Here is a 23952-nt window from a genome sequence, read left to right as displayed (position 1 = left end):
CCAGGGTAGTGCGCCGCGGGAGCGCCGCGGCGCGCCGGTCAGGAGCCGGAGCGCTCGCCGATCCGCCGCTGCCGGCTGATCTCCGTGCGCAGGCTCTCGTGGAAGTCCTCGGCGACGGCCAGCTGCTCGCGCAGCGCCCGGGAGCGCTCCTCCGCGGCCAGCCGGTACATGCCCAGGCGCTCCAGCAGCGCGTCGTGCTCCTCCTGGCTGATCCCCGGCTCGTTGATCCGGTCGAGGACGCCCAGCAGGTCACCCATCTCGTCGAGGGAGAAGTCGAGCGGCTTCATGCGCTTGATCAGCTCCAGCCGTGCGATGTCGGGCTCGGTGTACAGGCGGAAGCCGCCGTGCGTGCGGGCCGAGGGCCGGACCAGGCCGACCTCGCCGTAGTAGCGGATGGTGCGCAGCGACAGCCCCGTGCGCTCGGCGACCTCGCCGATCTGCATGTGGTGCAGGGACACGGGCCACCTCCTTCCGTCGGGCGCGGCGTCAGCATAGCCACGTGACCCGCCGGTACCGACGGTGCAGGTCAGGACGCCGACCGGCGACTCTCCCCTCACGTCACGGTCGGTGCCCGGGTGTGGAGATCCCGTGGCGGTCGTCACCCGCCTGGCGCAGCGGCGTTCCCAAACGCGACATATCAGACATATCTTCCGTTACGTGAGGGATGACGCCCCGGACGGGATCCGGGACAGCACGTCCCGCGGCGCGTCGGGAGACGGGCCGTGGGGCCCGTCGGCGTCCGCCGCGGCGCTGCCGGCCACCGGCCACGCCGCCGCCGTCGCGGGCGCACCGGCTGCCGCAGCGGACCTGGGCGCCGCCGCCCGCCCCGCCCGGATGCCCGGCCTGGACGCCCTGCGTGGCCTGGCCGTCGCCCTCGTCCTGCTCAACCACGCCGCCCCGGGCACCTTCGGCGCGGCGGGCGTGCTCGGCGTGACGATCTTCTTCGCGCTGTCCGGCTGGCTGATCACCGGCGTGCTGGTGCGCGACCTCGAGCGGCACGGACGCGTCCGGTTCCGTGCGTTCTACGCCGCCCGGGCCCTGCGCCTGTTCCCGCCGCTGCTGCTCATGCTCACCGGGTACGTGGTGGTCGAGGGGGTGGTCGACCTGCTTGGCGAGGCGCACCTGGTGCCCGAGTCGCTGGTCGCCGCGCTCACCTACACGATCAACGTCCCGGGTCTGCCGCACGGCAGCGAGTCGCTCTACCACTTCTGGACGCTCGCCACGGAGGAGCAGTTCTACCTGGTGTGGCCGCTCGTGCTCGCCTGGGGCTGGCGCCGCGGCCTGCTGCGCGGGGCCGTCGGGTTCTCCGTCGCCGGGACGCTCGTGGCCTGCATGGTCACCCTGCTGGTGGTGGCCCCGGACGCCGCGCGCGTCTACGCGCTGCCGACCTCGTGGGGTGCGGCGCTGCTGATCGGCTGCGCCGGCTACCTCGGCCGGGACGCCCTGGTGCGGATCCTGCCGGGCACCGCGGTGGCGCGCCGGACGGTCCAGGTCGGCGTCGTCGTGGTCCTGGCCGCCGCGACCCTGCTGACGGGCGTCGCGTCGCACACGTCCTGGTACGTGCTCGGCGTGCCCGCCGTGGCCTGCGCGACCGTCGTGCTGATCTCGTACGCCGGCCGCTGGCGCGGGCTCCCGACCCGGTGGCTGCGCCCGGCCGTGGCGCTCGGCACGGTGTCCTACGCCGCCTACCTGTGGAACGGGGCGATCGTCCGCTGGGTCGGCCCGGACGACCTGCTCGGCACGATCGCGGTGGTGGCGCTCACGCTCGCCGCGGCGACCGCGAGCTGGTGGCTCGTCGAGCGCCCCGTCGCCCGGTGGCGCGCCCGCCGCTCCGCGCGCGCCCGGCTGGCCGAGCAGGCCGGGCGGGAGCGGCGCGCGGCGCCGGCCGCCTGACGGTCAGCGCGCGGCGTCGATCCGGGCGAGCGCCTCCGCGTGCACCTTGCGCTCGAGGACGAACGACATCACCGGCACGACGCCCGCGAGCGCCAGGGTCACGAGCCGGCCCAGCGACCAGCGCATCGCCGACCACAGCTGCACGACCGTGACCAGGTACACGACGTAGATCCAGCCGTGCACGATGGCGATCCAGGTGCCGAGCACCGGCTGGGGCGCGCCGCTCGCGTCCACGCCGCCGGCGTGGAACACGTACTTGAGCACCATCTCCAGGCACAGCACCAGCAGCATCGTGCCGGTGACGAAGGCCATCACGCGGTACCGCGTCAGCCGGGCCCGGGCGTCGGCCGCCGGCCGGCCGGCGGTCCGGGGCTTCGCGCTCGCAGAGCCCGCGGGGCCCGCGGGGGCCGCGGGCGTCGGGTGCGCGGGCGTGGGGGCGGGCTGGCCGGTGGGCTCGGTCATCGCGGGGGTCCTCTCGGCGGTCACGGGTGCTGGCGACGATTCTCGCTCAGGTCCGCGGCCGGACCCGCATCCGCCGGCCCTGCGCAGGCTAATGACCTTGCCCGTGTGTCGGGGGTCACCCGTACCGTTGGCCGACGTGCGACCCCTTCCCCTGCCCGATCCCGGCCGACCGCCGCTGACCGGCCCCTACCGTCTGATGCTCTGGCAGGGCCGCCGGCAGCTCGGCGTGCTGCTCGGCGCGATCGCCGTCGCCGTCGTGGGCAACGTCGCTGCGGCGCTGGTGCCGTGGCAGCTCGGCCGCGTGGTGGACGACGGCCTCGACGACGGGCTGGGCAGCGCCCTGTGGCTCGGCTGCCTCGGCGTCGCCGGGCTCGGCCTGGTGCAGGTGGTCACCAACGTCTGGGGCCACCGGCTGGACGTGGAGAACTGGCTGCGCGCGGCGTTCGGGTCCTCGCAGCAGATCGGCCACCACGTCACCCGCACCGGGGACCGGGTCACCGAGACGCTGCCCACGGGCGAGGTCGTCGCGACCGTCGCCTCCGACGCGCTGCGCATGGGCGAGGTGTTCGCCATCCTGCCCCGGCTGGTCGGCGGGATCGCGGCCTACCTGACCCTCGGCGCGGTGCTGCTCGCCACCTCCGTGCCGCTCGGGCTGCTGGTGCTGCTGGGGCTGCCCGTCGTCGTCGCGGCGCTGTCCCTGCTGGTCAAGCCCCTGCAGCGGCGGCAGTCGGCGCAGCGCGAGGCCACCGGCAGGCTGACCACCCTGGGCGCGGACACCGTCTCGGGGCTGCGCATCCTGCGGGGCATCGGCGGCGAGGACGTGTTCACGGACCGGTACCGGGCGCAGTCCCAGCTGGTGCGCGCCGCGGGCGTCCGGGTGTCGCAGACCCAGTCGCTGCTGGACGCGCTGCAGACCCTGCTGCCCGGGCTGTTCCTCGCCGTGGTGGTGTGGGCCGGCGCCCGGCTGGCGCTCAGCGGGGAGATCACGCCCGGCCAGCTCGTGGCGTTCTACGGGTTCGCGGCGTTCCTGACCCAGCCGCTGTGGACGGCGAGCGAGGCGATCCGGGTCGTCACCCGGGCCGTCGTCGGGGCGCGCAAGATCATCACGGTGCTGTCCGTGCCCGAGGCGGGCTCGGACGACCCGGCCACGCCGGCCGCCCCGCCGGCCACCGGCGAGCCGCTGGTCGACGAGGCCAGCGGCGTCGTCGTGCGGCCCGGGCGGATCACCGCGCTGGTGTCCGCCGACCCGGACGAGACCGCGCGCATCGCGCTGCGGCTCGGCCGGATGGGCCCGGCGCGGCGCGGCGGTGCGGACGACGAGGACGGTGCGAGCACGGCCGACGACGCCCCGCTGTCGGTGGTGCGCTGGGGCCGGGCGCTGCTGCACGAGCTCGCGCTCACCGAGGTCCGCGGTCGCGTCGTGGTCGCGGAGTCCACCCCGCACCTGTTCACCGGCACCCTGGTCGACGAGCTCGACGTCCGCGGCGGCGCCGACCGCGAGGAGCTGCTCGACGCCCTGGCCGTGGCGGATGCGGACGACGTGCTCGACTCGGTGCCCGGCGGCCTGGACGGCGACGTCGAGGAGAAGGGCCGCTCGCTCTCGGGCGGCCAGCGCCAGCGGGTCGCGCTCGCCCGCGCGCTGCTGACCGGCGCGGAGGTGCTCGTGCTGGTGGAGCCCACCAGCGCCGTCGACGCGCACACCGAGGCGCGGATCGCCCGACGGCTCGCCGACGCGCGCCGCGGCGCGACCACCGTGGTCGTCACCGCCAGCCCGCTGGTGCTCGACGTGGTCGACGAGGTCGCGCTGGTCGACGGCGGCCGCGTGGTCGCGACCGGCACGCACCGCGACCTGGTCACCGCGACCGACGGCGCCGGCGCCGCGTACCGCGCGGTCGTGTCCCGCACCGAGGACGCGCCCGCCCCCACCCTGGACCACGTCCCGAACCCCCAGGAGGCCGGCCGTGAAGCTGCCCGTCGCTGACGGACCCGCCCTGCGCCGGCACACCACGGCGCTCCTGCGGCAGCACCGCCGCGGCCTGACGGTGGTCGTGCTGCTGCACGTCCTCGCCGCGACCGCCGGCCTGGCCGGGCCGTGGCTGCTCGGCCGCCTCGTGGACGGCGTCGTCAACGGCACCACCACGTCGGCCGTCGACCGCACCGTGGCCGTGCTCGTCGTCGCCGTGCTGGCGCAGACCGTGCTGATCCGGTACGCCCAGCGCGCCGCGATGGTGCTCGGCGAGACCGTGTTCGCCCAGCTCCGCGAGGAGTTCGTCGCCACGGTCACGCGGCTGCCGCTGTCCACGGTCGAGCGGGCGGGCACCGGCGACCTCGTCGCGCGGACGACGACCGACATCGACCGGGTGCAGTACACGGTCCGGTTCGGGGTGCCGCGGATCCTGGTCACCGCCGCCACCATCACGCTGACCGCCGTCGCCGCGGTGCTGACCAGCCCGCTGGTGGCGCTCGGCCTGCTCGCCGGGCTGCCGCTGCTGCTGCCGGTGACCCGGTGGTACCTGCGCCGCGCGGCCCCGGCCTACCTGCGCGAGTCCGCCGCCTACGCCACGCTCAACGGCACCATCACGGAGTCCGTCGAGGGTGCCCGCACCGTCGACGCCCTGGGACTCGGCGCCCGCCGGCGCGCCCGCGTGGACGCCGACCTGCGGGAGGCGTTCGCCGCCGAGAGCGCGACGCTGAACCTGCGCTCGGTGCTGTTCCCGGGGGTGGACCTGTCGTTCGTCCTGCCGGTCGTCGCCGTGCTCGCATGGGGCGCGTACCTGGTCTCGACGGGCGACGCCACGATCGGCGCCGTCACCACGATCGCCCTGTACGCGACCCAGATCATGCACCCGATCGGCGAGCTGATCTTCTGGCTCGACGAGATCCAGGTCGGCGCGACCTCGCTGGCCCGGATCATCGGCGTGGCCGACGTGGCGCCCGACCGCACCGCGCGGGACGCGCGCCCGGACGGCGAGGACGTCGAGGCGACGGCGGTCCGGTACGCCTACCGCCCGGGCCACGACGTGCTGCACGGCGTCGACCTGACGCTGCGGCCGGGCGAGCGGCTGGCCGTCGTCGGGCCGTCCGGCGCCGGCAAGTCGACCCTCGGCCGGATGCTCGCCGGGATCCACCCGCCCACCGGCGGCCGCGTCACCGTCGGCGACGTCCCGCTGGTCGACCTGCCGCTCGACGAGCTGCGCGGGCACGTGGCGCTGGTGACCCAGGAGCACCACGTCTTCGTGGGCCCGCTCGCGGACAACCTGCGCCTGGCCGACCCCGACGCCGACGACGCCGCGCTCGAGCGGGCGCTGCGGGCCGTGGACGCGTGGGAGTGGGCCGGGGCGCTGCCGCAGGGCCTCGCCACGGAGGTGGGCTCCGGGGGCGTCGCCCTGACCCCCGCCCAGGCGCAGCAGGTGGCGCTCGCCCGGCTGGTGCTGCTGGACCCGCACACCCTCGTGCTCGACGAGGCGACCTCGCTGCTGGACCCGCGCGCCGCGCGGCACCTGGAGCGGTCGCTGTCCGCCGTGCTCGAGGGCCGCACCGTGGTGGCCATCGCGCACCGCCTGCACACCGCGCACGACGCCGACCGCGTCGCCGTGGTGGACGCCGGCCGGATCAGCGAGATCGGGCCGCACGACGACCTGGTCGCCGCGGGCGGGGACTACGCCGCCCTGTGGCACTCCTGGCAGCGGGAGTAGCCGACGGCGCTCACGGTGCGGGGGCGGGCCCCGGCTCGTCGTCGTCCGGGTCGAGCTCGCCGGACTCGCGCAGCAGCTCGTCCTTGAGCAGCCGCACCCAGAGGAACACCGCGAACCCGCCGAACACGAACCACTGCGCGGCGTACCCGAGGTTCTGGATGTTCAGCCCCGTGCCCGACCGGGTCGGCGGCGGCAGCAGCTCGATCCCGGCCGGCTGCGCGGGCTCGGCGGTGGTCAGCACCGCGTAGCCCGTCCAGATCGGCCCGCCCCAGACCCCGAGCAGCTCGGCGGAGGAGATCGAGTCGGTGGTGCCGGGCGCGAGCGCACCGTGCGCCTGGCCGGAGTTCTCCGACCCCTGCAGGTAGCCGGTCACCGTGACGTCCCCCGCCGGGACCTCGACCAGCTCGGCGTCGACGTCGCCGTCCGGCACCCACCCGCGCACCACCGGCAGCACCGCGCCGTCGGCCTCGGCGTCCGCCGACGCCACGCGGAGCGGCGTCAGCACCAGGTAGCCGGTCCTGCCGTCCAGCGCGCGGTCCACCACCAGCAGCTGCCCGTCGGCCTCGTACCGGCCCGTCACCTCGACGCGGCGGCCAACCAGCGCGCCGTCGAACGTCGACTGCGGCGCGAGCACCTCCTCGAGCGGCACCGGCTCCTGGGCCTCGATCTCCGCCAGCCGCGCGGCCTGCGCCGAGGCACCGCGGACCTCCGCCCGCTCCAGCTGCCAGGCCCCGAGCCGGGCGCAGACGGCGGCGGCCGCGAGGAACAGCACCAGCAGGGCGATCATCCGGGGCGTGCGCGCGACGCTCCACAGGGTCGGTCGCGGCGCGGGGGCCTGCTGCTCCGTGGGCGGGGTCGGGGGCACCGCAGCACGGTACCTGGCGGACCTGGGCGCACCCGAACCCCTGCGGCCGGGCCCCGGACGTCCGCGCAGGTGGTGCGGTCCCGTCCCGCCCATGCAGCGCGCAACCCGATGGGGTTGGATGGATCACGGCTGCGCGGCTGCTCGCCCGGCCCCGGGACCCAGGTCGTTCGTCCCGGTTCGCGACGCGTCGCGCCGCAAGGCTGGAGAGGTCCGGCGGGGGGTGCTCGTCCGGACCCACGGCACATCCGTGGTTGTGCGACAACGGGGAGAGACATGACAACGACGACGTCCGAGCTCGCCACGTGGCGGACCGGCTCCGGCCAGACCGTCACCGACGAGACGCTCCGACGCATCGACGCCTGGTGGCGGACGGCGAACTACCTGTCCGTCGGGCAGATCTACCTGCTGGACAACCCGCTGCTCCGCGAGCCGCTGACGCGCGACCACGTGAAGCCGCGGCTGCTGGGGCACTGGGGCACCACCCCGGGTCTGAACTTCCTGTACGCGCACCTCAACCGGGTGATCGCGGAGCGCGAGCAGTCCACGCTGTACCTGACCGGCCCGGGCCACGGCGGCCCCGGTCTCGTCGCGTCCGCGTACCTGGACGGCACCTACTCCGAGGTCTACTCCGACATCACCCCCGACGCCGAGGGCGTCCGCCGGCTGTTCCGGCAGTTCTCGTTCCCGGGCGGCATCCCGTCCCACGTGGCGCCGGAGACCCCCGGTTCCATCCACGAGGGCGGCGAGCTCGGCTACGCCCTGTCGCACGCCTACGGTGCCGCGTTCGACAACCCCGACCTGCTGGTCGCGGCCGTCGTCGGTGACGGCGAGGCCGAGACCGGCCCGCTCGCCACGTCGTGGCACTCGAACAAGTTCATCGACCCCCGGCACGACGGCGTCGTGCTGCCGATCCTGCACCTCAACGGGTACAAGATCGCCAACCCGACCGTGCTGGCCCGCATCCCCGAGGACGAGCTGCTCGACCTCATGCGCGGGTACGGCCACAAGCCGCACCTGTTCGTCGGCGGGTTCGACGGCGAGGACCACGCGGCCGTGCACGCCCGGTTCGCCGCGCTGCTCGACGAGGTGATGGACGAGATCGCGGAGATCAAGGCCCGCGCCGCCGCCGGCGACGAGACCCGGCCGTCCTGGCCGATGATCATCTTCAAGACCCCCAAGGGCTGGACCTGCCCGCCCGTCATCGACGGCAAGCAGGTCGAGGCGTCCTGGCGGTCGCACCAGGTGCCGCTGGCCAGCGCACGCGACACCGACGAGCACCTGCAGGTGCTCGAGGGCTGGCTGCAGTCCTACCGGCCCCAGGAGCTGTTCGACGAGGACGGCTCGATCAAGGAGGACATCCGGGCGCTCACCCCGCCCGGGACCCTGCGGATGAGCGACAACCCGCACGCCAACGGCGGGCTGCTGCTCAAGGACCTGCGGCTGCCCGACTTCCGCGACTTCGCCGTCGAGGTGCCCGTTCCGGGCGGCTCGATCTCCGAGGCGACCCGCGTGCTCGGCCAGTACCTCACCGAGGTCATCCGGCGGAACCCGGACAACTTCCGGATCTTCGGCCCGGACGAGACGGCGTCGAACCGCCTGCAGGCGGTGTTCGACGTCACGGACAAGGTGTGGAACGCCGAGTACCTGCCGACGGACGTCGACGACCACCTGGCCCGGATGGGCCGGGTCGTCGAGATGCTGTCCGAGCACCAGTGCCAGGGCTGGCTGGAGGGCTACCTCCTGACGGGCCGCCACGGGCTGATCACCAGCTACGAGGCGTTCATCCACATCGTCGACTCGATGTTCAACCAGCACGCCAAGTGGCTCAAGGTCACCAACCACATCCCGTGGCGCCGGCCGATCGCCTCGCTGAACTACCTGCTGTCCAGCCACGTGTGGCGCCAGGACCACAACGGCTTCAGCCACCAGGACCCAGGGTTCATCGACCACGTGGTCAACAAGAAGGCCGAGATCGTCCGGGTGTACCTGCCGCCGGACGCCAACACCCTGCTGTCCACGTACGACCACTGCCTGCGCAGCCGGCAGTACGTGAACGTCGTGGTCTCCGGCAAGCAGCCCGCGCCGAACTTCCTCACGATGGACGAGGCGGTCGCGCACTGCACCCGCGGCCTGGGCATCTGGGAGTGGGCCGGCACCGAGGTCGAGGGCGAGGACCCGGACGTGGTCCTCGGCTGCGCCGGCGACGTCCCGACGCTCGAGGTGCTGGCCGCGGCCGACATCCTGCGCCAGGAGCTGCCGGACCTCAAGGTGCGCGTGGTCAACGTCGTCGACCTCATGCGCCTGCAGGACGAGCGGGAGCACCCGCACGGCCTGTCGGACCGCGACTTCAACACGCTGTTCACGACCGACAAGCCGATCGTGTTCGCGTACCACGGCTACCCGTGGCTCATCCACCGCCTGACCTACCGCCGCAAGGGGCACAAGAACCTGCACGTGCGGGGGTACAAGGAGGAGGGCACGACCACCACGCCGTTCGACATGGTGATGCTCAACGACCTGGACCGGTACCACCTGGTCATCGACGTCATCGACCAGACGCCGTCGCTCGGCTCGAAGCACGCCGGGCTCCGGCAGCGCATGGTCGACGCGCGGCTGAAGGCGCACAACTACACCCGCAAGCACGGGGAGGACATCCCCGAGGTGCGCGACTGGGTGTGGCCCGACGCCGGCGAGACCGGCACCGAGGTCGGCGGGCCGCAGCAGAACGCCGCCGCCGTGACCGGCGGGGACAACGAGTAGCAGCCCCTCGTGGCCGATGGCCCGCACCGCACCGCCGGTGCGGGCCATCGGCCGTCCCGGGCGCGGCACCCACCCGGCCGGCGGGTGGCCAGCATCACGACCCGCACGCACCACTCAGTGCCCCAGGTCCGGCAGAATTCATCCCATCACCTGACGACCCCGGCGAACCCGGACCCTCGAGAAGGAAGAAGCCCACCCGTGGCACGCAGCATCTACGTCACGTCCCCCGAGGGGGACACCGGCAAGTCGACCGTGGCGCTCGGCCTGGTCGACCTGCTCACCCGCACCGTGCAGAGGGTCGGCGTCTACCGGCCGATCGCCCGGTCCACCGAGACCCCGGACTACGTGCTGGAGCTGCTGCTCGCCCACGACGGCGTCGACCTGTCCTACGCGGACTGCATCGGCACCACCTACGAGGCCGTCCACGCCGACCCGGAGGCCGCGCTCGCCACCATCGTGCAGCGGTACCACGCCGTCGCCCGGCAGTGCGACGTCGTCGTCATCGTCGGCACCGACTACACCGACATCGCCGGCCCCGCCGAGCTCGGGTTCAACGCCCGGATCGCCGCCAACCTGGGCGCCCCCGTGCTGCTCTGCGTCAAGGGCCAGGGCCGCACGCCCGAGGAGGTCCGCCAGGTCGCCGAGGTCGCCGCGTCCGAGCTCGAGGCCGGGCACGCGCAGGTCGTCGCCATCGTCGCCAACCGCTGCGACCCGGAGAACCTCGACGCCGTCCGGGCCGAGCTGTCCACCCGCGCCACGGCGTGGGCCCTGCCCGAGGAGCCGTTCCTCGTGGCGCCCACCGTGCGCCAGCTGATGGACTCCGTCGACGGCACGCTGATCGGGGGCGACGCCCAGCTGCTGTCCCGCGAGGCCACCGAGGTCCTGGTCGGCGCCATGTCCGTCGAGCACCTGCTGGAGCGCCTGTCCGACGGCGTCGTCGTGATCGTCCCCGGCGACCGGTCCGACATCCTGCTCGGCCTGCTGATGGCGCACGCCGCCGACGGGTTCCCGTCGCTGTCCGGGATCATCCTCAACGGCGGCTTCGAGCCGCCGGCCACCGTGTCCCGCCTGGTCGACGGCCTGCACAGCCGGCTGCCGATCATGCGCACCGGGCTCGGCACCTTCGCCTCCGCCAGCGCCGCCGCCGGCACCCGCGGCCGGCTGTCCGCCGACTCCCAGCGCAAGGTCGACACCGCCCTCGCGCTGTTCGAGAAGCACACCGACGCCGAGGAGGCCCTGGCTGCCCTCGAGGTGCCGGCCCCCGAGGTCGTCACCCCGCTGATGTTCGAGTACGAGCTGCTCGACCGGGCCCGCGGCGACCGCAAGCACGTCGTCCTGCCCGAGGGCAACGACGACCGCATCCTGCGTGCCGCGTCGACCCTGCTGCAGCGCGAGGTCGCCGACCTGACCATCCTGGGCGACGAGGCGGCCATCCGCGGCCGCGCCACCGAGCTCGGCCTGGACCTGTCCGCGGCGCGCGTCGTCGACCCGAAGTCGGGCCAGCTGCTCGAGCGGTTCGCCGCCGAGTACACCCAGATGCGCAAGCACAAGGGCATGACCGTCGAGCGCGCCCGGGAGATCGTGTCCAGCGTCTCCTACTTCGGCACGATGATGGTCCAGCTCGGCCTCGCCGACGGCATGGTCTCCGGCGCCGCGCACACCACCGCGCACACCATCAAGCCGTCGTTCGAGATCATCAAGACCGTGCCCGGCACGTCCGTGGTGTCCTCGGTGTTCCTCATGTGCCTCGAGGACCGCGTCCTGGTCTACGGCGACTGCGCCGTCAACCCGGACCCGACCGCCGAGCAGCTGGCCGACATCGCGATCTCCTCCGCCGAGACCGCCGCGCAGTTCGGCATCGAGCCGCGCATCGCGATGCTGTCGTACTCCACCGGGTCCTCCGGCTCCGGCGCCGACGTCGACAAGGTCCGCACCGCCACCGAGCTCGTGCGCGAGCGGCGCCCCGACCTGTCCGTCGAGGGCCCGATCCAGTACGACGCCGCCGTCGACGCCTCGGTCGCCCAGACCAAGATGCCCGACTCCGCCGTCGCCGGCCGGGCCACGGTCTTCGTGTTCCCCGACCTCAACACCGGCAACAACACCTACAAGGCCGTGCAGCGCTCCGCCGGCGCCGTGGCCGTCGGCCCCGTGCTCCAGGGCCTGCGCAAGCCCGTCAACGACCTGTCCCGCGGCGCCCTCGTCCAGGACATCGTCAACACCGTCGCCATCACGGCGATCCAGGCCCAGGCCCTGACCGCGACCTCGGAAGGCTCGAAGTGAACCACGTCCTCGTCATCAACTCCGGCTCCTCGTCGATCAAGTACCAGCTGGTCGACGTGACCAGCGGCGACGCCCTCGCCAGCGGCATCGTCGAGCGCATCGGCCTCGAGGTCGGCAAGGTCAAGCACGAGGGCCCCTCCGGGGCGACCGTGCTCGAGCAGCCCGTGCCCGACCACGAGACCGGCATGCGCCTGGTCCTGGACCTGTTCGAGCAGCAGGGCCCGCAGCTCCGCGAGGCGGACCTCACCGCCGTCGGCCACCGCGTCGTCCAGGGCGGCGACGTCTTCGACGGCCCCGCCGTCATCGACGACGAGGTGCTCGCGCAGATCGACGAGCTGTCCCCGCTCGCCCCGCTGCACAACCCGGCCAACGTCGCCGGCATCCAGGCCGCGCGGCACGCGTTCCCGAACATCCCGCACGTCGCGATCTTCGACACCGCGTTCCACCGCACCATGCCGCCGGCCGCGTACACGTACGCGATCGACGAGCAGGTCGCGAAGGAGTTCAAGATCCGCCGGTACGGCGCGCACGGCACGTCGCACCTGTACGTGTCCCGCGCGACCGCCGAGTTCCTGGGCCGGCCGCTCGAGGAGGTCAACACCATCGTGCTGCACCTCGGCAACGGCGCCTCGGCGTCGGCCGTGCGCGGCGGCGCGTGCATCGACACCTCGATGGGCCTGACCCCGCTCGAGGGCCTGGTCATGGGCACGCGGTCCGGCGACATCGACCCGGCCGTGCTGTTCCACCTGGCGCGGGTCGGCGGGTACTCCATCGACCAGCTCGACGAGCTGCTGAACCGGCGGTCCGGCATGCTCGGCCTGTCCGGCTACACCGACATGCGCGACGTGCACGACGCCGTGGCCGCGGGCGACGAGCGCGTCCGGACCGCCCTGGACGTCTACTACCACCGGATCAAGGGCTACGTCGGCAAGTACTACGCCGAGCTCGGCCGCGTCGACGCCATCACGTTCACCGCCGGCATCGGCGAGAACGACGACATCGTCCGCCTCAACGCCCTGCAGGGCCTGGAGCGCCTCGGCATCCAGGTCGACCCGGAGCGCAACGCGGGCCGGATCAAGGAGCCGACCGTGATCTCCCCCGACGGCGCCGAGGTCACCGTGCTGGTGATCCCGACCAACGAGGAGCTCGAGATCGCCCGGCAGTCGGTCGCCGCGATCGCCTGACGCCGCACCGCACGCCGCGAGGGCCCGCACCCGCCTCGGGTGCGGGCCCTCGCGCGTCCCCGCCGCAGGTGCCCCGCGGCGGCCGTCGGCCCGGGCGCGTGCGTCGTCCGGGTGACCCCCGGACGAGGGAACCGTGCCGGCGCGGGAACCGGCGCACCCGCGGATTCCTGCCGTGTCAGCCACCTCGGCCGTCCCGGAGCGGGCGGGCGCGGGAGGTTTCACCCGGACGACCTCTCCAGCGCGCTCAGGCCGGGGCCGATACACACGGGCATGACGACTGCCCGGGTTCCCCAGGAGGACCGCGCGTCCTTCTGGCGCTCGGAGCTGGAACGCGTCGACCGGCTGTGCGACGCCGCTCCCGCGCTCTGCGTCGCCGCGCTGCCCGAGCTGCTCGACCTGGCCCGCGCGGAGCGCGCCGTGCCGCAGGAGATCGAGCTCGAGTACAACGGCGGGTGGGCGTACCACCTGCTGGGCGAGGACGCGCTCGCGCTCGCCTCGATGGAGCGCGCGCTGGAGCTGAGCACCACCCACGGCCTGCGGGCGTGGGAGGGGCGCCTGCTGCAGGGGCTGGCCGCGGTCTACAACGGGTTCGGCGACAACCTCTCGGCGCTGGAGCTGCTGGACCGGTCGCTGATGATCCGCCGCGAGCTGAACGACACCGAGGGCCTCGCCGCGGCGCTGAACAACCTGGCCGACACGTACATCTCGATGGGCCGGTTCCCGGAGAAGGCCCGGGAGCTGCTGGACGAGGCCGCGCAGCTGTGGCCCGAGCTGAACCGGCCGGACGGCACGTGCGCGACCCTGTCCGGGCTGGCCAAGCTGGACACCGACGAGAGCGAGGCGCTGCGGGCGACCGACCCGGTGCGCGCCCGCGCCCTGGCCGAGCGCGCCGTCCGCCTGGGCACGCAGGGGCTCGAGGCCGCGTACGGCGTGCCGGACGCCGACGGCGGCGACACGGGCAACCCCCGGATGGCCGCCGAGGCGCAGGTCCGGATCGCCCGCGCGCAGATGGCCCGCGGCGACCTCGACGCCGCCGAGGCCGCTCTGGCCGCGGTCGCCGTCGCGCTGCCGCGGGTGGCGGCCCGCTACCTGACCATCCGGTACCACGCGGCGCACGGGCGGCTGTGCCGGCTGCGGGGCGACTACGCGGGCGCGCGGGCGACGCTGATGACGGGGCTGCTGCTGACCGAGCAGTCGCTGCGGCCGATGGAGCGCGCCGACGTGCTGCTCGAGCTGGTCCAGGTGCACGAGGACGCGGGCGACCTGCGCGCGGCCCTCGAGACGCACCGCCGGTACCACGAGGCCGTGATGATGCAGCGGGACCAGGCGGCCGAGCGCCGCGGGATCGTCGTCAACGCCCAGCTGGACGTCGAGCGGGTGCGCCAGGCCCGCGACCAGGCCCGCAAGCGCGCCACGGAGCTCGCGGCCCTCAACGAGACGCTGCAGCACGACGCCGCGCACGACCCGCTCACCGGGCTGCTGAACCGCCGCGGGCTGGACGCGATCCTCGCCGCGCGCCTGGGTCAGGAGGCCGAGCTGGCGTACGTCGTCGGCGACCTCGACCTGTTCAAGTCGGTCAACGACCTCCACTCGCACCCGGTCGGCGACGAGGTGCTGCGCCGGGTCGCGCAGATCATGACCGGCGCCGTCCGGGTCGGCGACGTCGTCGCCCGGGTCGGCGGCGAGGAGTTCACGCTGGTGCTGCTGGACTCCCCGCAGGAGCAGGCCACCGCGGTGTGCGAGCGGATCCGGTCCACCATCGCGGGCTTTCCGTGGCAGGACCTGTCGCCGGACCTGCGGGTGACGATGAGCTTCGGCGGCGCGATGGCGGCGCCGGACGAGGCCGCGCACACCCTGGCCGCCCGCGCCGACGCCGCGCTCTACCGCGCCAAGCGGCACGGCCGGAACCAGGTCCGGTTCGACGGCGAGCCGCTGGGGCAGCCGGACGGCGCCCCGGTCCCGGTCGGCGTCTGACGCCCTGCCCGCCAGCTCGCGTGCGCGCCCGAACCCGCGAGCGGGCGTTGAAAGCGGACAACTCGCGGGACAGAACGGGCGAAATGGGGCGCGGTTGTGCGCTTTCAACGGGCGGGGGCGGACCGGGGTCAGCGCAGCCGCGCCCGCCGCGCGGCCCGCAGCACAGCGGTCACCCCGGCGGTCCACCGCTCCGGGTCGCCGGACAGCACCCGGCCCGGCCCGGCCGGCGGGACCACCGTGCGGCCCGCGACCCGCACGCCGTGCGCGGCCCGCTGCACCGCGACGGTCCGCGCCGCGGTGAGCGCCAGCAGCCCCTCGCGCCCGTGCCTGCTGCCCCAGCCGGACGCGCCCCGGCCGCCCTGCGGCGCCGCCACGGAGCCCCAGGCGGCGGCGTAGCCCTCGTTGACGTTCACGGTCCCGGCCCGCAGCCGGGCCGCCAGCGCGGACCCGCGCCGCGCGGACCCGGTCCAGACGGACGCGTTCAGGGCGTACGCCGTGTCGTTCACCGCCGCCACGGCCTCGTCGTCGGACGCCACGCGGGTCAGCGCGACGACCGGCCCGAAGGTCTCGTCGCGGAACGCGCGCGCGTGCGGTCCCACGCCCTCCAGCACGGTCGGCTCGTAGACGTACGGCCCCAGGTCCGTGCGGTGCGCGCCGCCGACGAGCACCCGCGCGCCGCCGGACAGGGCGTCCTCGACGTGCTCGACCACGCGCGCCAGCTGCTCGGGAGACGTCAGCGACCCGTGGTCGGCGCGGTAGTCCAGCCCGGTGCCGAGGCGCAGCGCCCGGGTGCGGCGGACCAGGGCGGCGACGAAGGAGTCCGCCACGGCCTCGTGCACGTACAGCCGCTCGACGGACACGCACAGCTGCCCGGTCCCGCCGAAGCACGCGCGCACCGCCCCCTCGGCGGCCACCTCGACGTCGACGTCGTCGGCCACGTACATCGCGTTCTTGCCGCCGAGCTCGAGCGTGCTCGGCACGAGCCGCTCCCCCGCCCGGGCCGCGACCACCCGGCCGGTGGCGGTGGACCCGGTGAACACCAGGTGGTCGACGTGGTCCGCGACGGCGGCGCCCACCGTGGGCCCGTCGCCCAGGACGACCTGCACGAGCCCCGGCGGCATCCCCGCGTCCTCGAGCAGCTCGACCGCCCACAGCGCCGTCAGCGGCGTCTGCGGGTCGGGCCGCAGCAGCACGGCGTCGCCGGCCGCGAGCGCCGGGAGCACGTCGCCGAGGGTGAGGCTGAGCGGGTAGTTCCACGGCGCGACGACCCCGACCACGCCCACCGGGTCCCGGTGCACCCGCACGGACGTCAGGCCGGGGACCAGGCCGGCCCGGCGGGCCGGCGCGAGGTACCGCGGTGCGCGCACGCCGAGGTGCCGGGCGACCAGCGCGACGTCGGCGAGCTCCTCGAAGGCAGCCGCGCGCGCCTTGCCGTTCTCCAGCTGCACGAGGTCCAGGACGTCGCTCTGCCGGGACAGCAGCAGGTCGTGCACCCGCAGCAGCAGCCGCGCGCGCCGGCGCACGGGCACGGCGGCCCAGAGCCGCTGCGCCGCCCGCGCCCGCCGCGCCGCGCGGGCGACGTCGTCGGGCGTCGACTGCGGCAGCGTCGCCAGCGGGGCGCGGGTCCACGGGGCGTGGTGCGTCGCGGTCCCGCCGGCGGGCGACGTCACGACGCGGCGCGCGAGCGTCCGCAGGTCGTCGGGTTCGAGCACGAGGGTGGCGAGCGGGTCGGTCTCCGGGTCCAGCACGCCGTGGTCGGGCACCATGCGGGCCAGGCTACGCGTCAGCCCTGTGCCGTGGCCTCCTGCGCCGCAGCCCCCTGCGCCGCGGCCCACTCAGCCACGCGCCGCCCGCTCTCGGCCGGCGACAGGTCCTCGACCCGCGTCAGCACCGACCACCGCACGCCGAACGGGTCGACGAGCGACCCGTACCGGTCCCCCGACACGAAGGTCTGCACGGGTTCGCGCAGGGTGGCCCCGGCGGCGACCGCGCGCGCCACGACCGCGTCGACGTCCGGGACGTGCAGCGCGAGCGAGTACGTCGCCCGCGCGGGGTCGGGCGCCACGATGCCGTAGGCGTCCATCGGGTCGCCGAGCGTCAGGCAGCCGTTCCCGAGGTCGAGCGCGGCCTCGCCGACGGGGCCGCCGTCGCCCATGCGCGTCACGTCGAGGACCCGCGCGCCGAACACCTCCTCGTAGAATGCGATCGCCCGCTCGGCGGGGTGCACGACCAGGTGCGGCGTCAGGGACGTCCGCCCGTGCGGGATGCCGTTCGTGGTGTGGGCGCCCGTGGCGGGCGCGGTGCTCTCGGTCATGCCCCCACCGTCGCGCGGCGCGGCGGCACGGTCTTGTACGAACGGGACACCCGGGGGTGGCGGTGGTCGAGTCGCGAGGGCACCTCAACCCCGGCGACCCGGAGGTGCGGTTCGACCGGTTCACCCTCGGCGCGGACCTCGACGAGGTCGCCCGGCACGTCTGGGTGGCGCGCTGGGACGTCCCGCCGGGCCGGGTGCGGCCGCAGCGGGTGCTCACGTACCCGGCGGCGAACGTCGTGCTGGGGCCCGCGGGCGCGACGCTGCACGGCCCGGAGCGGGTGCTGTCCGTGCGGGAGCTGTCCGGCCGGTCGTGGGTGGTCGGCGTGCTGCTGCGCCCCGCCGCGACCCGGCTGCTGACGACGACGGACCCGGTGCGGCTGGCGGGACGGCGGGAGCGGCTGACCGGGTCCCCCGACCGGGAGGTGGCCGCGGCGGTGCACAGCGGCGCCGACCTGGCCGGACCGCTGCGGGCCTGGCTGCTCCCGCTCGCGGCGCAGGTCGACGACGCCGGGCGGCTCGCGAACGCGGCCTGCCGGGTCGCGGAGGAGGACGCGGACGTGCAGCGCGTCGCGGACCTCGCCCGCGCGCTCGGGACGACCACCCGGACGCTGAGCCGCGTGGTGCGCCAGCAGACGGGCCTGACGCCGAAGTGGCTGATCGAGTGCCGCCGCCTGCAGGTCGCGGCCACGACGCTGCACGCCGAGCCGGCCACGGACCTGGCCACGCTCGCAGCGGACCTCGGCTACGCGGACCAGGCGCACTTCACGCGCCGGTACCGGCAGGTGGTCGGCGAGACGCCCGACCGCACCCGGCGCCGTGCCCGGCGCGCGCGGGTGCCGGCCGCCTGACCCGAGGTCACACCCCGAGCGTCGCCCGCACGTCCTGCGCCAGCAGCGCGGCCACGGCCGCCCGGCCCGCCGCGGGGTCCGCGGCCGCGAGCGCCGCCGCGGCCATCGCCCGGCACTGCTCCAGCGTGTGCCGGCGCAGCGCGAAGCGGACCGCGGGCAGCGCGGCGGGCGACATCGACAGGCTGGTGACACCCAGCCCGGTCAGCACCAGCGCCATCAGCGGGTCGCCCGCGGACTCCCCGCACACCCCCACGGGCCGGTCCCGCTCGGCACCGGCCCGCGCGGTCGCGGCGACCAGGTCCAGCACGGCGGGCTGCCAGGCGTCGAGCAGGTCGACCAGCTCCCCCATGAGCCGGTCGGCCGCCATCGTGTACTGCGCGAGGTCGTTGGTGCCGAGCGAGACGAAGTCGACCTCGTCCAGCACGGCGCCGGCCCGCAGCGCGGCCGCGGGCACCTCGACCATGACGCCGGCGGTGCGCAGCCCGGCCTCCCGGACGGCCGCCGCGAACGCGCGGGCCTCGGCGGGCGTGGCGATCATCGGTGCCATCACCCACGGCTCGGTCCCGGTCTCGGCCCCGGCCTGCGCCAGCGCGGCCAGCTGGTCGTGCAGCAGGCCGGGCGCCGACCGGACCAGCCGGTAGCCGCGCACGCCGAGGGCCGGGTTCTCCTCCGGGTGCAGGTTGGCGAACGCGAGCGGCTTGTCCGCCCCGGCGTCCAGGGTCCGGACGACGACTTTGCGCTCCGGCCCGAGGGCGCGCAGCACCCGGGCGTAGGCGGCGGCCTGCTCGGCGACGGCGGGCGCCTGCTGCCGGCCGAGGAACAGCACCTCGGTCCGGAACAGCCCGACGCCCTCGACGGCGACGTCGGCGAGCTTCTCGGCGTCCTCGGCGGTGCCGATGTTGGCGAGCAGCCGGACCCGGTGGCCGTCGGCGGTCGCGCCGGGGGCGGTGTCCTGCTCCAGGGCCCGCTCGGCGGCGGCCCGGGCCCCGAGCTCCGCGCGCAGCGCGGCGTCGGGCTCGACGGTGACGGTGCCGTGCGCCGCGTCCACGGCGACCACCGCGCCGTCGGCCAGCGCCGCCGCCCCGGACGCACGGACCACGCACGGGATGCCGTTCTGCCCGGCGATGATCGCGGTGTGCCCGGTGGGGCCGCCCTCCTCGGTGACCAGCGCGAGCACCCGGGCGAGGTCGAGGGCGGCGGTGTCCGCCGGGGCGAGGTCCCGGGCCACCACGACGGACGGCTCGCGGAGCTCGGGCACACCCGGGTCGGGCAGCCCCGCCAGCCGGGACACGACGCGGTCCCGCACGCTGCGCAGGTCGGTGACCCGCTCGGCCAGGTACCCGCCCGCCGCCTCGAACATGGCGGCGAACGCCCCGACCGCGGCGTCGAGCGCGGCGACGGCCGGCTCGCCGTCCCGCACCTTCGTGAGCACCTGGTCCCGCAGGGCGGGGTCGTCGGCCATCATCGCGGTCGCACCGAGCACCTCGGCGACCGTGCCGGTGGCCCGGTCCGCCTGCTCGCGCAGAGCGGCGGCCACTGCCGCGAACGCCGCGACCACGGCGTCCGGGACCTCGCCGGGCGGCACGACGGCGCCGTCCCGGACCACGGGGGTGTCGCCGGGGACCGCGGGCGCCGGCTGCACCCGGACCACCGGCCCGACCGCCACCCGGCGGCCCACGCCCACTCCCTGCAGCACCGTGCCCGCGGCGGGCGGTGCGGTCGGCTCGGTTCGTGTCGTCATGCGTGCCAGGGTCCCTCCGGGAGACGGGGTGCTGCGTGGGACCGAGGTCTCACGCGGCGGCGGGCTGCGGGGTGCCGGACTGCGCGGCGGCGACGTCCGCCGCGCGCTCCGCCTGCACGAGCGGGTTCGGCTTCAGGCCCTTGAGGACCACGACGATCCCCGCCGTGATGACCGTGCCGACCGCGACGGCGAGCAGGAAGCCCAGCGGGTTGGAGATCAGCGGCAGCACCCAGATGCCGCCGTGCGGCGCGCGGACGCCCGAGCCGACCGCCATCGTGATCGCACCGGCGGCGCTCGACCCGACCAGCGACGACACGATGACGCGCCACGGGTCGGCGGCGGCGAACGGGATGGCGCCCTCGGAGATGAACGACAGCCCCAGCAGCACGGCCGCCTTGCCGTTCTCCTGCTCCGCGTGCGTGAACAGGCGCTTGCGGACGAACGTCGCGACGGCCATCGCCAGCGGTGCCACCATGCCGGCGGCCATGACGGCCGCCATGATCCGGTACTGCACGGCGTCCGCCGCCAGGCCCCCGGTCGCCAGCCCGGTGATCGCGAAGGTGTACGCGACCTTGTTGATCGGGCCGCCGAGGTCGAAGCCCATCATCGCGCCGAGCAGCGCGCCCATCAGCACGAGGTTCGACCCGGACAGCCCGTTCAGCCAGCTGGTCAGCCCGTCCATCACGTTCGCGATCGGGCGGCCGATGACGACGAACATGAGGAAGCCGGTCACCAGCGACGACAGCAGCGGGGTGACCACGACCGGCATCACGCCGCGCACGCCCTTGGGCACCCGCCACCGGCTGATCCACAGGGCGAGGAAGCCGGCGACGAACCCGGAGACCAGGCCGCCGAGGAACCCGGCGCCCACGACCCCCGCCACGGCGCCGCCGACGAACCCGGGCACCAGACCCGGACGGTCCGCGATGCCGTACGCGATGAACCCGGACAGCACGGGCACCAGGAAGGCGAACGCGGCGGAACCGGTCTGGAACATCAGCACCGCCCAGTCCTGCCCGGACGTGATGCTGAAGCTGGTGATGAGGTCCTCGACGGGCACCTGCGTGACCAGGACGGCGCCGTCCTCGCCCCACGCCGCCTGGGCGATCATGAACCCGAGGGCGATGAGGATCCCGCCCGCGGCGACGAACGGGATCATGTACGACACCCCGGTCATCAGCCACTGCCGGATCCGGGTGCCCACGCCGGCGTTCGCGTCGACCTTCGTCGTCGGCGCGGGGCCGGCGCCGGCGCCGGCGGCCGGCTCGGGGACGCCGCGCTCGACGGCCTCGACGGCCTGGGCGAGCACGCCGGTCGGGTCGTGCACGGCCTTCTTGACGCCGACGTCGACGAACGGCTTGCCGGCGAACCGCTCACGCTGCTGCACCTCGAGGTCCGCGGCGTAGATGACGCCGTCGGCGGCGGCGATGACCGCCGGGTCGAGCGGCGTGGAGCCCGCGGCGCCCTGGGTCTCGACGTGCACCTCGTGGCCGGCGGCCTTGCCCGCCTGCTCGAGGGCCTCGGCGGCCATGTAGGTGTGGGCGATCCCCGTGGGGCACGAGGAGACGGCGACGAACTTCATGACGGGACCACCTCTCGCGTGACGATCTCGGCCACCGTGGCGGCGTCCGGGGCGTCGAGCAGGGACTGCCGGAACGACTCGTGCACCAGGCGGCGGGCCAGCGCCGCGAGGATCTGCAGGTGGTCGGCGTCGCCGCCGGCCGGGGCGGCGATGAGGAACACCAGGCGCGCGGGCCCGTCCGGGGCACCCCAGTCGACCGGGTCGTGCAGCTTGCCGACCGCCAGGCTCGGGGCGGTCACGTGCTCGGACCGCGCGTGCGGCAGGCCGACGCCGCCGGGCATGCCGGTGGCCATCTGGGCCTCGCGGGCCCGGACGTCGGCGTGGAAGCCCTCGGCGTCGGTGACGCGGCCCGCGGCGGCGAGCAGGGCGATCAGCTGGGCGGTGGCGTCGTCCCGGTCACGGGCGACGACGTCGACGCCGACGAGGTCGGCGGAGGTCAGCGGCTGGCTCATGTCACAGCTCCTTGAGGGCGAGGGAGGGATCGGGGTCGGCGACGACGTCGACCTCGGTGGTGCGGACGTCGGACGGGCGGGGCACGGCGCTGCCGGGCAGCAGGACGGCGGCGCGGCCCCAGGCGACCGCGCGGCGCAGGCGCTCGGGGGGGTCCCCCGCGCCGGACAGGTAGCCGGCGAGGGTGGAGTCCCCCGCGCCGACCGTGGACACGGGCACGAGCGCGGGACCGCCGGCCCACCAGGAGCCGCCCTCGGCGACCAGCAGCGCCCCGTGCGGGCCGAGGCTGATCAGCACGGCGGCCGTGCCGGCCGCCCGGACCGCGGACGCCGCCGCCAGCACGTCGCCGACCGTGACCAGCTCGTGCCCGGCCAGCTCGGCCAGCTCCTCGTCGTTCGGCTTCACCAGGGCCAGGCCGCCGTGCCGCACGGCGGCCGCGAACGGCGCCCCCGAGGTGTCCAGCACCACCGGCACGCCGTGCCGGGCACCGAGGTCGGCCACGCGGGTGAAGAAGTCGTCGTCCACGCCGGCGGGCAGGCTGCCGGCGGCGACCACCGCGACCGCGCCGGCGGCGACCTCGGCCTCGACCGCGCCCAGCAGCGCGGCGACCTCCTCCGCGTCGAGCGCCGGGCCCGGGGCGTTGATCTTCGTGGTCGCCCCGCTGGACTCGGTCAGCGTGATGTTGGACCGGGTGTCCCCCGCGACCGGCACGGGCCGGGCGTCGACGCCCTGCGCGGCGAGCAGCGCGACGACCTGGGCGCCGTCGGGGCCCCCGGACGGCAGCACCGCGCGGGAGGCGATGGCGTGGGCCGCGAGCGCCCGGGACACGTTGATCCCCTTGCCGCCGGGGTGCAGGTGGGTGGCGGCGGCGCGGTTGACCTCGCCGGGCGCCAGGCGCTCCAGGTGCAGGGCCCGGTCCAGGCTGGGGTTGGGCGTGAGCGTCACGATCATGCGCGCACCACCCGCGGTCCGGCGGCCTCGACCTCGTCCGCGAGCTCGGGCTGCACGCCGGAGTCGGTGACCAGCGTGTCGACCTCGTCCAGCGCGGCGACGTGCGCGAAGTCCGCGCGGCCGAGCTTGGTGTGGTCGGCCAGGACGACCGTGCGCCGGGCCGCCTTGACCAGCGCCCGCTTCACGGCCGCCTCGGCCAGGTCCGGCGTGGTGAGCCCGTGCTCGACGCTGAGCCCGTTGGTGCCGAGGAACGTGACGTCCACGTGGATGTCCGCGAGCGCCCGCAGGGCCCAGGTGCCGACGGAGGCGAGCGTGCGGCCGCGCACGGTCCCGCCGACCAGGTGCAGGGTGATCCCGGGCCGGGTGGCGAGGACGGTGGCGACCGGCAGCGCGTGCGTGACGACGGTCAGCTCGCGGTCCGTGGGCAGCAGCTCGGCCAGCCGGACGGTCGTGGTGCCGGCGTCGAGCACGATCGCGCCGCCGTCGGGCAGCTCCTCGAGGGCGGCCTTCGCGATCCGGTCCTTCTCCCCCGACAGCAGGCCCTCGCGCTGGGCGAGCCCGGGCTCGAACCCGAGCTGCTCGACCGGGATCGCACCGCCGTGCACCCGGCGGACGAGACCGTGCCGCTCGAGCACGGTGAGGTCGCGGCGCACCGTCTCCGGCGTGACGTCCAGGGTGGTGGCGAGGGAGGCGACGTCCACGCGCCCGTCCCGCCGCGCTGCGGCGAGGATCTGCTGCTGGCGCTCCGTTGCGTACACGTCGGCTCCGTGGTCGTGGCTGCGCCGGGGTCCCCGACGCTGGGGTGCTGCGGTTCCCAGCATGCCCTGTGCACCCGGCGAAACGCAAGCATCCAAAGCGATCCGGACTTGAAACCACGCTCAAACAAACATCGGCGTGCGCCGGCACCCACCCGGGAGCGCCGAGGGCCGCCCTCCCCCGGGTGGGGAGAGCGG

The 23952-nt window shown here is 75.3% G+C and carries 18 protein-coding genes; 8 read left to right on the top strand and 10 right to left on the bottom strand.

The window, feature by feature from the left end:
• Positions 1-38: 38 nt before the first annotated feature.
• Positions 39-458, bottom strand: a complete 420-nt coding sequence (locus AC1050_RS12700; RefSeq protein WP_482387748.1) for a MerR family transcriptional regulator — start codon at positions 456-458, stop codon at positions 39-41.
• Between the two features lie 199 nt (positions 459-657).
• On the opposite strand from AC1050_RS12700, the gene AC1050_RS12695 reads away from it, so the two are divergent.
• Entirely contained in the window at positions 658-1893 is a 1236-nt protein-coding gene (locus tag AC1050_RS12695; protein WP_482387747.1) for an acyltransferase family protein, read from the top strand.
• A gap of 3 nt (positions 1894-1896) precedes the next feature.
• Here AC1050_RS12695 and AC1050_RS12690 read toward each other — a convergent pair whose 3' ends face one another.
• On the bottom strand, positions 1897-2355 hold the full coding sequence (locus tag AC1050_RS12690) for a DUF3817 domain-containing protein (protein ID WP_482387746.1): 459 nt from the start codon (positions 2353-2355) through the stop codon (positions 1897-1899).
• A gap of 196 nt (positions 2356-2551) precedes the next feature.
• Between AC1050_RS12690 and AC1050_RS12685 the strand changes: the two genes are divergently transcribed.
• Both AC1050_RS12685 and AC1050_RS12680 read left to right on the top strand, forming a co-directional pair.
• Positions 2552-4336 carry an ABC transporter transmembrane domain-containing protein gene (locus tag AC1050_RS12685; protein WP_482387745.1) on the top strand — a complete coding sequence of 595 codons (1785 nt, stop codon included), beginning with the start codon at positions 2552-2554 and terminating at the stop codon, positions 4334-4336.
• Positions 4317-6050: an ABC transporter ATP-binding protein gene (locus tag AC1050_RS12680; RefSeq protein ID WP_482387744.1), complete on the top strand. Its 1734-nt coding sequence runs from the start codon at positions 4317-4319 to the stop codon at positions 6048-6050. Before AC1050_RS12685 ends, AC1050_RS12680 begins: the two co-directional genes overlap by 20 nt.
• A 10-nt stretch (positions 6051-6060) precedes the next feature.
• Here the strand turns inward: AC1050_RS12680 and AC1050_RS12675 are convergent, their stop codons facing one another.
• Positions 6061-6915: an SURF1 family protein gene (locus AC1050_RS12675; RefSeq protein ID WP_482387743.1), complete on the bottom strand. Its 855-nt coding sequence runs from the start codon at positions 6913-6915 to the stop codon at positions 6061-6063.
• A gap of 273 nt (positions 6916-7188) precedes the next feature.
• Here AC1050_RS12675 and AC1050_RS12670 point away from each other — a divergent pair, with 273 nt between their 5' ends.
• From AC1050_RS12670 to AC1050_RS12655, 4 genes are all read left to right on the top strand, one after another.
• Entirely contained in the window at positions 7189-9675 is a 2487-nt protein-coding gene (locus AC1050_RS12670) for a phosphoketolase family protein (protein ID WP_482387742.1), read from the top strand.
• Positions 9676-9873: 198 nt separating this feature from the next.
• Positions 9874-11955: a phosphate acetyltransferase gene (gene pta, locus AC1050_RS12665; RefSeq protein WP_482387741.1), complete on the top strand. Its 2082-nt coding sequence runs from the start codon at positions 9874-9876 to the stop codon at positions 11953-11955.
• Complete coding sequence (locus AC1050_RS12660; protein ID WP_482387740.1) at positions 11952-13139, top strand: acetate/propionate family kinase; 1188 nt, start codon at positions 11952-11954, stop codon at positions 13137-13139. The genes pta and AC1050_RS12660 overlap by 4 nt, the downstream gene beginning before the upstream one ends.
• Before the next feature lie 270 nt (positions 13140-13409).
• Entirely contained in the window at positions 13410-15113 is a 1704-nt protein-coding gene (locus AC1050_RS12655) for a tetratricopeptide repeat-containing diguanylate cyclase (protein ID WP_482387739.1), read from the top strand.
• A 128-nt stretch (positions 15114-15241) separates the two neighbouring features.
• Here AC1050_RS12655 and AC1050_RS12650 read toward each other — a convergent pair whose 3' ends face one another.
• Both AC1050_RS12650 and AC1050_RS12645 read right to left on the bottom strand, forming a co-directional pair.
• Complete coding sequence (locus tag AC1050_RS12650) at positions 15242-16879, bottom strand: succinic semialdehyde dehydrogenase (RefSeq protein ID WP_482387738.1); 1638 nt, start codon at positions 16877-16879, stop codon at positions 15242-15244.
• A 17-nt stretch (positions 16880-16896) separates the two neighbouring features.
• Positions 16897-17427 (bottom strand): VOC family protein, encoded by a 531-nt coding sequence (locus tag AC1050_RS12645; RefSeq protein WP_482387737.1) that lies wholly within the window; start codon positions 17425-17427, stop codon positions 16897-16899.
• Positions 17428-17489: 62 nt separating this feature from the next.
• On the opposite strand from AC1050_RS12645, the gene AC1050_RS12640 reads away from it, so the two are divergent.
• Positions 17490-18275 (top strand): AraC family transcriptional regulator, encoded by a 786-nt coding sequence (locus AC1050_RS12640; protein ID WP_482387736.1) that lies wholly within the window; start codon positions 17490-17492, stop codon positions 18273-18275.
• A gap of 7 nt (positions 18276-18282) precedes the next feature.
• Here the strand turns inward: AC1050_RS12640 and ptsP are convergent, their stop codons facing one another.
• From ptsP to AC1050_RS12615, 5 genes are read right to left on the bottom strand one after another with little or no spacing between them, the layout of a single operon-like run.
• The gene (gene ptsP / locus AC1050_RS12635) at positions 18283-20016 is read right to left on the bottom strand and encodes a phosphoenolpyruvate--protein phosphotransferase (protein WP_482387735.1); all 1734 of its coding nucleotides are present in this window, start codon (positions 20014-20016) and stop codon (positions 18283-18285) included.
• Between the two features lie 49 nt (positions 20017-20065).
• Positions 20066-21598 (bottom strand): PTS fructose transporter subunit IIC, encoded by a 1533-nt coding sequence (locus AC1050_RS12630; protein WP_482387734.1) that lies wholly within the window; start codon positions 21596-21598, stop codon positions 20066-20068.
• Positions 21595-22050, bottom strand: coding sequence for a PTS sugar transporter subunit IIA (locus AC1050_RS12625; protein WP_454049634.1), 456 nt, complete (start codon positions 22048-22050; stop codon positions 21595-21597). Before AC1050_RS12625 ends, AC1050_RS12630 begins: the two co-directional genes overlap by 4 nt.
• Position 22051: 1 nt before the next feature.
• A complete protein-coding gene (gene pfkB / locus AC1050_RS12620; protein WP_482387733.1) occupies positions 22052-22999 on the bottom strand; it encodes a 1-phosphofructokinase in 948 nt (315 codons plus the stop codon).
• The gene (locus tag AC1050_RS12615) at positions 22996-23757 is read right to left on the bottom strand and encodes a DeoR/GlpR family DNA-binding transcription regulator (protein WP_482387732.1); all 762 of its coding nucleotides are present in this window, start codon (positions 23755-23757) and stop codon (positions 22996-22998) included. Before AC1050_RS12615 ends, pfkB begins: the two co-directional genes overlap by 4 nt.
• Positions 23758-23952: the final 195 nt, after the last annotated feature.

This window comes from Cellulomonas sp. NEAU-ZC6, assembly GCF_056844425.1.
This window is presented reverse-complemented; position numbering and strand designations above follow the sequence as displayed.

Excerpts from the sequence above, each read along its gene's own strand:
- AC1050_RS12625 (WP_454049634.1), bottom strand. The coding sequence starts at position 22,050 with ATGAGCCAGCCGCTGACCTCCGCCGACCTCGTCGGCGTCGACGTCGTC.
- AC1050_RS12670 (WP_482387742.1), top strand. The coding sequence starts at position 7,189 with ATGACAACGACGACGTCCGAGCTCGCCACGTGGCGGACCGGCTCCGGC.
- pfkB (WP_482387733.1), bottom strand. The coding sequence starts at position 22,999 with ATGATCGTGACGCTCACGCCCAACCCCAGCCTGGACCGGGCCCTGCAC.
- AC1050_RS12655 (WP_482387739.1), top strand. The coding sequence starts at position 13,410 with ATGACGACTGCCCGGGTTCCCCAGGAGGACCGCGCGTCCTTCTGGCGC.
- AC1050_RS12650 (WP_482387738.1), bottom strand. The coding sequence starts at position 16,879 with ATGGTGCCCGACCACGGCGTGCTGGACCCGGAGACCGACCCGCTCGCC.
- AC1050_RS12645 (WP_482387737.1), bottom strand. The coding sequence starts at position 17,427 with ATGACCGAGAGCACCGCGCCCGCCACGGGCGCCCACACCACGAACGGC.
- AC1050_RS12630 (WP_482387734.1), bottom strand. The coding sequence starts at position 21,598 with ATGAAGTTCGTCGCCGTCTCCTCGTGCCCCACGGGGATCGCCCACACC.
- AC1050_RS12690 (WP_482387746.1), bottom strand. The coding sequence starts at position 2,355 with ATGACCGAGCCCACCGGCCAGCCCGCCCCCACGCCCGCGCACCCGACG.
- ptsP (WP_482387735.1), bottom strand. The coding sequence starts at position 20,016 with ATGACGACACGAACCGAGCCGACCGCACCGCCCGCCGCGGGCACGGTG.
- AC1050_RS12685 (WP_482387745.1), top strand. The coding sequence starts at position 2,552 with ATGCTCTGGCAGGGCCGCCGGCAGCTCGGCGTGCTGCTCGGCGCGATC.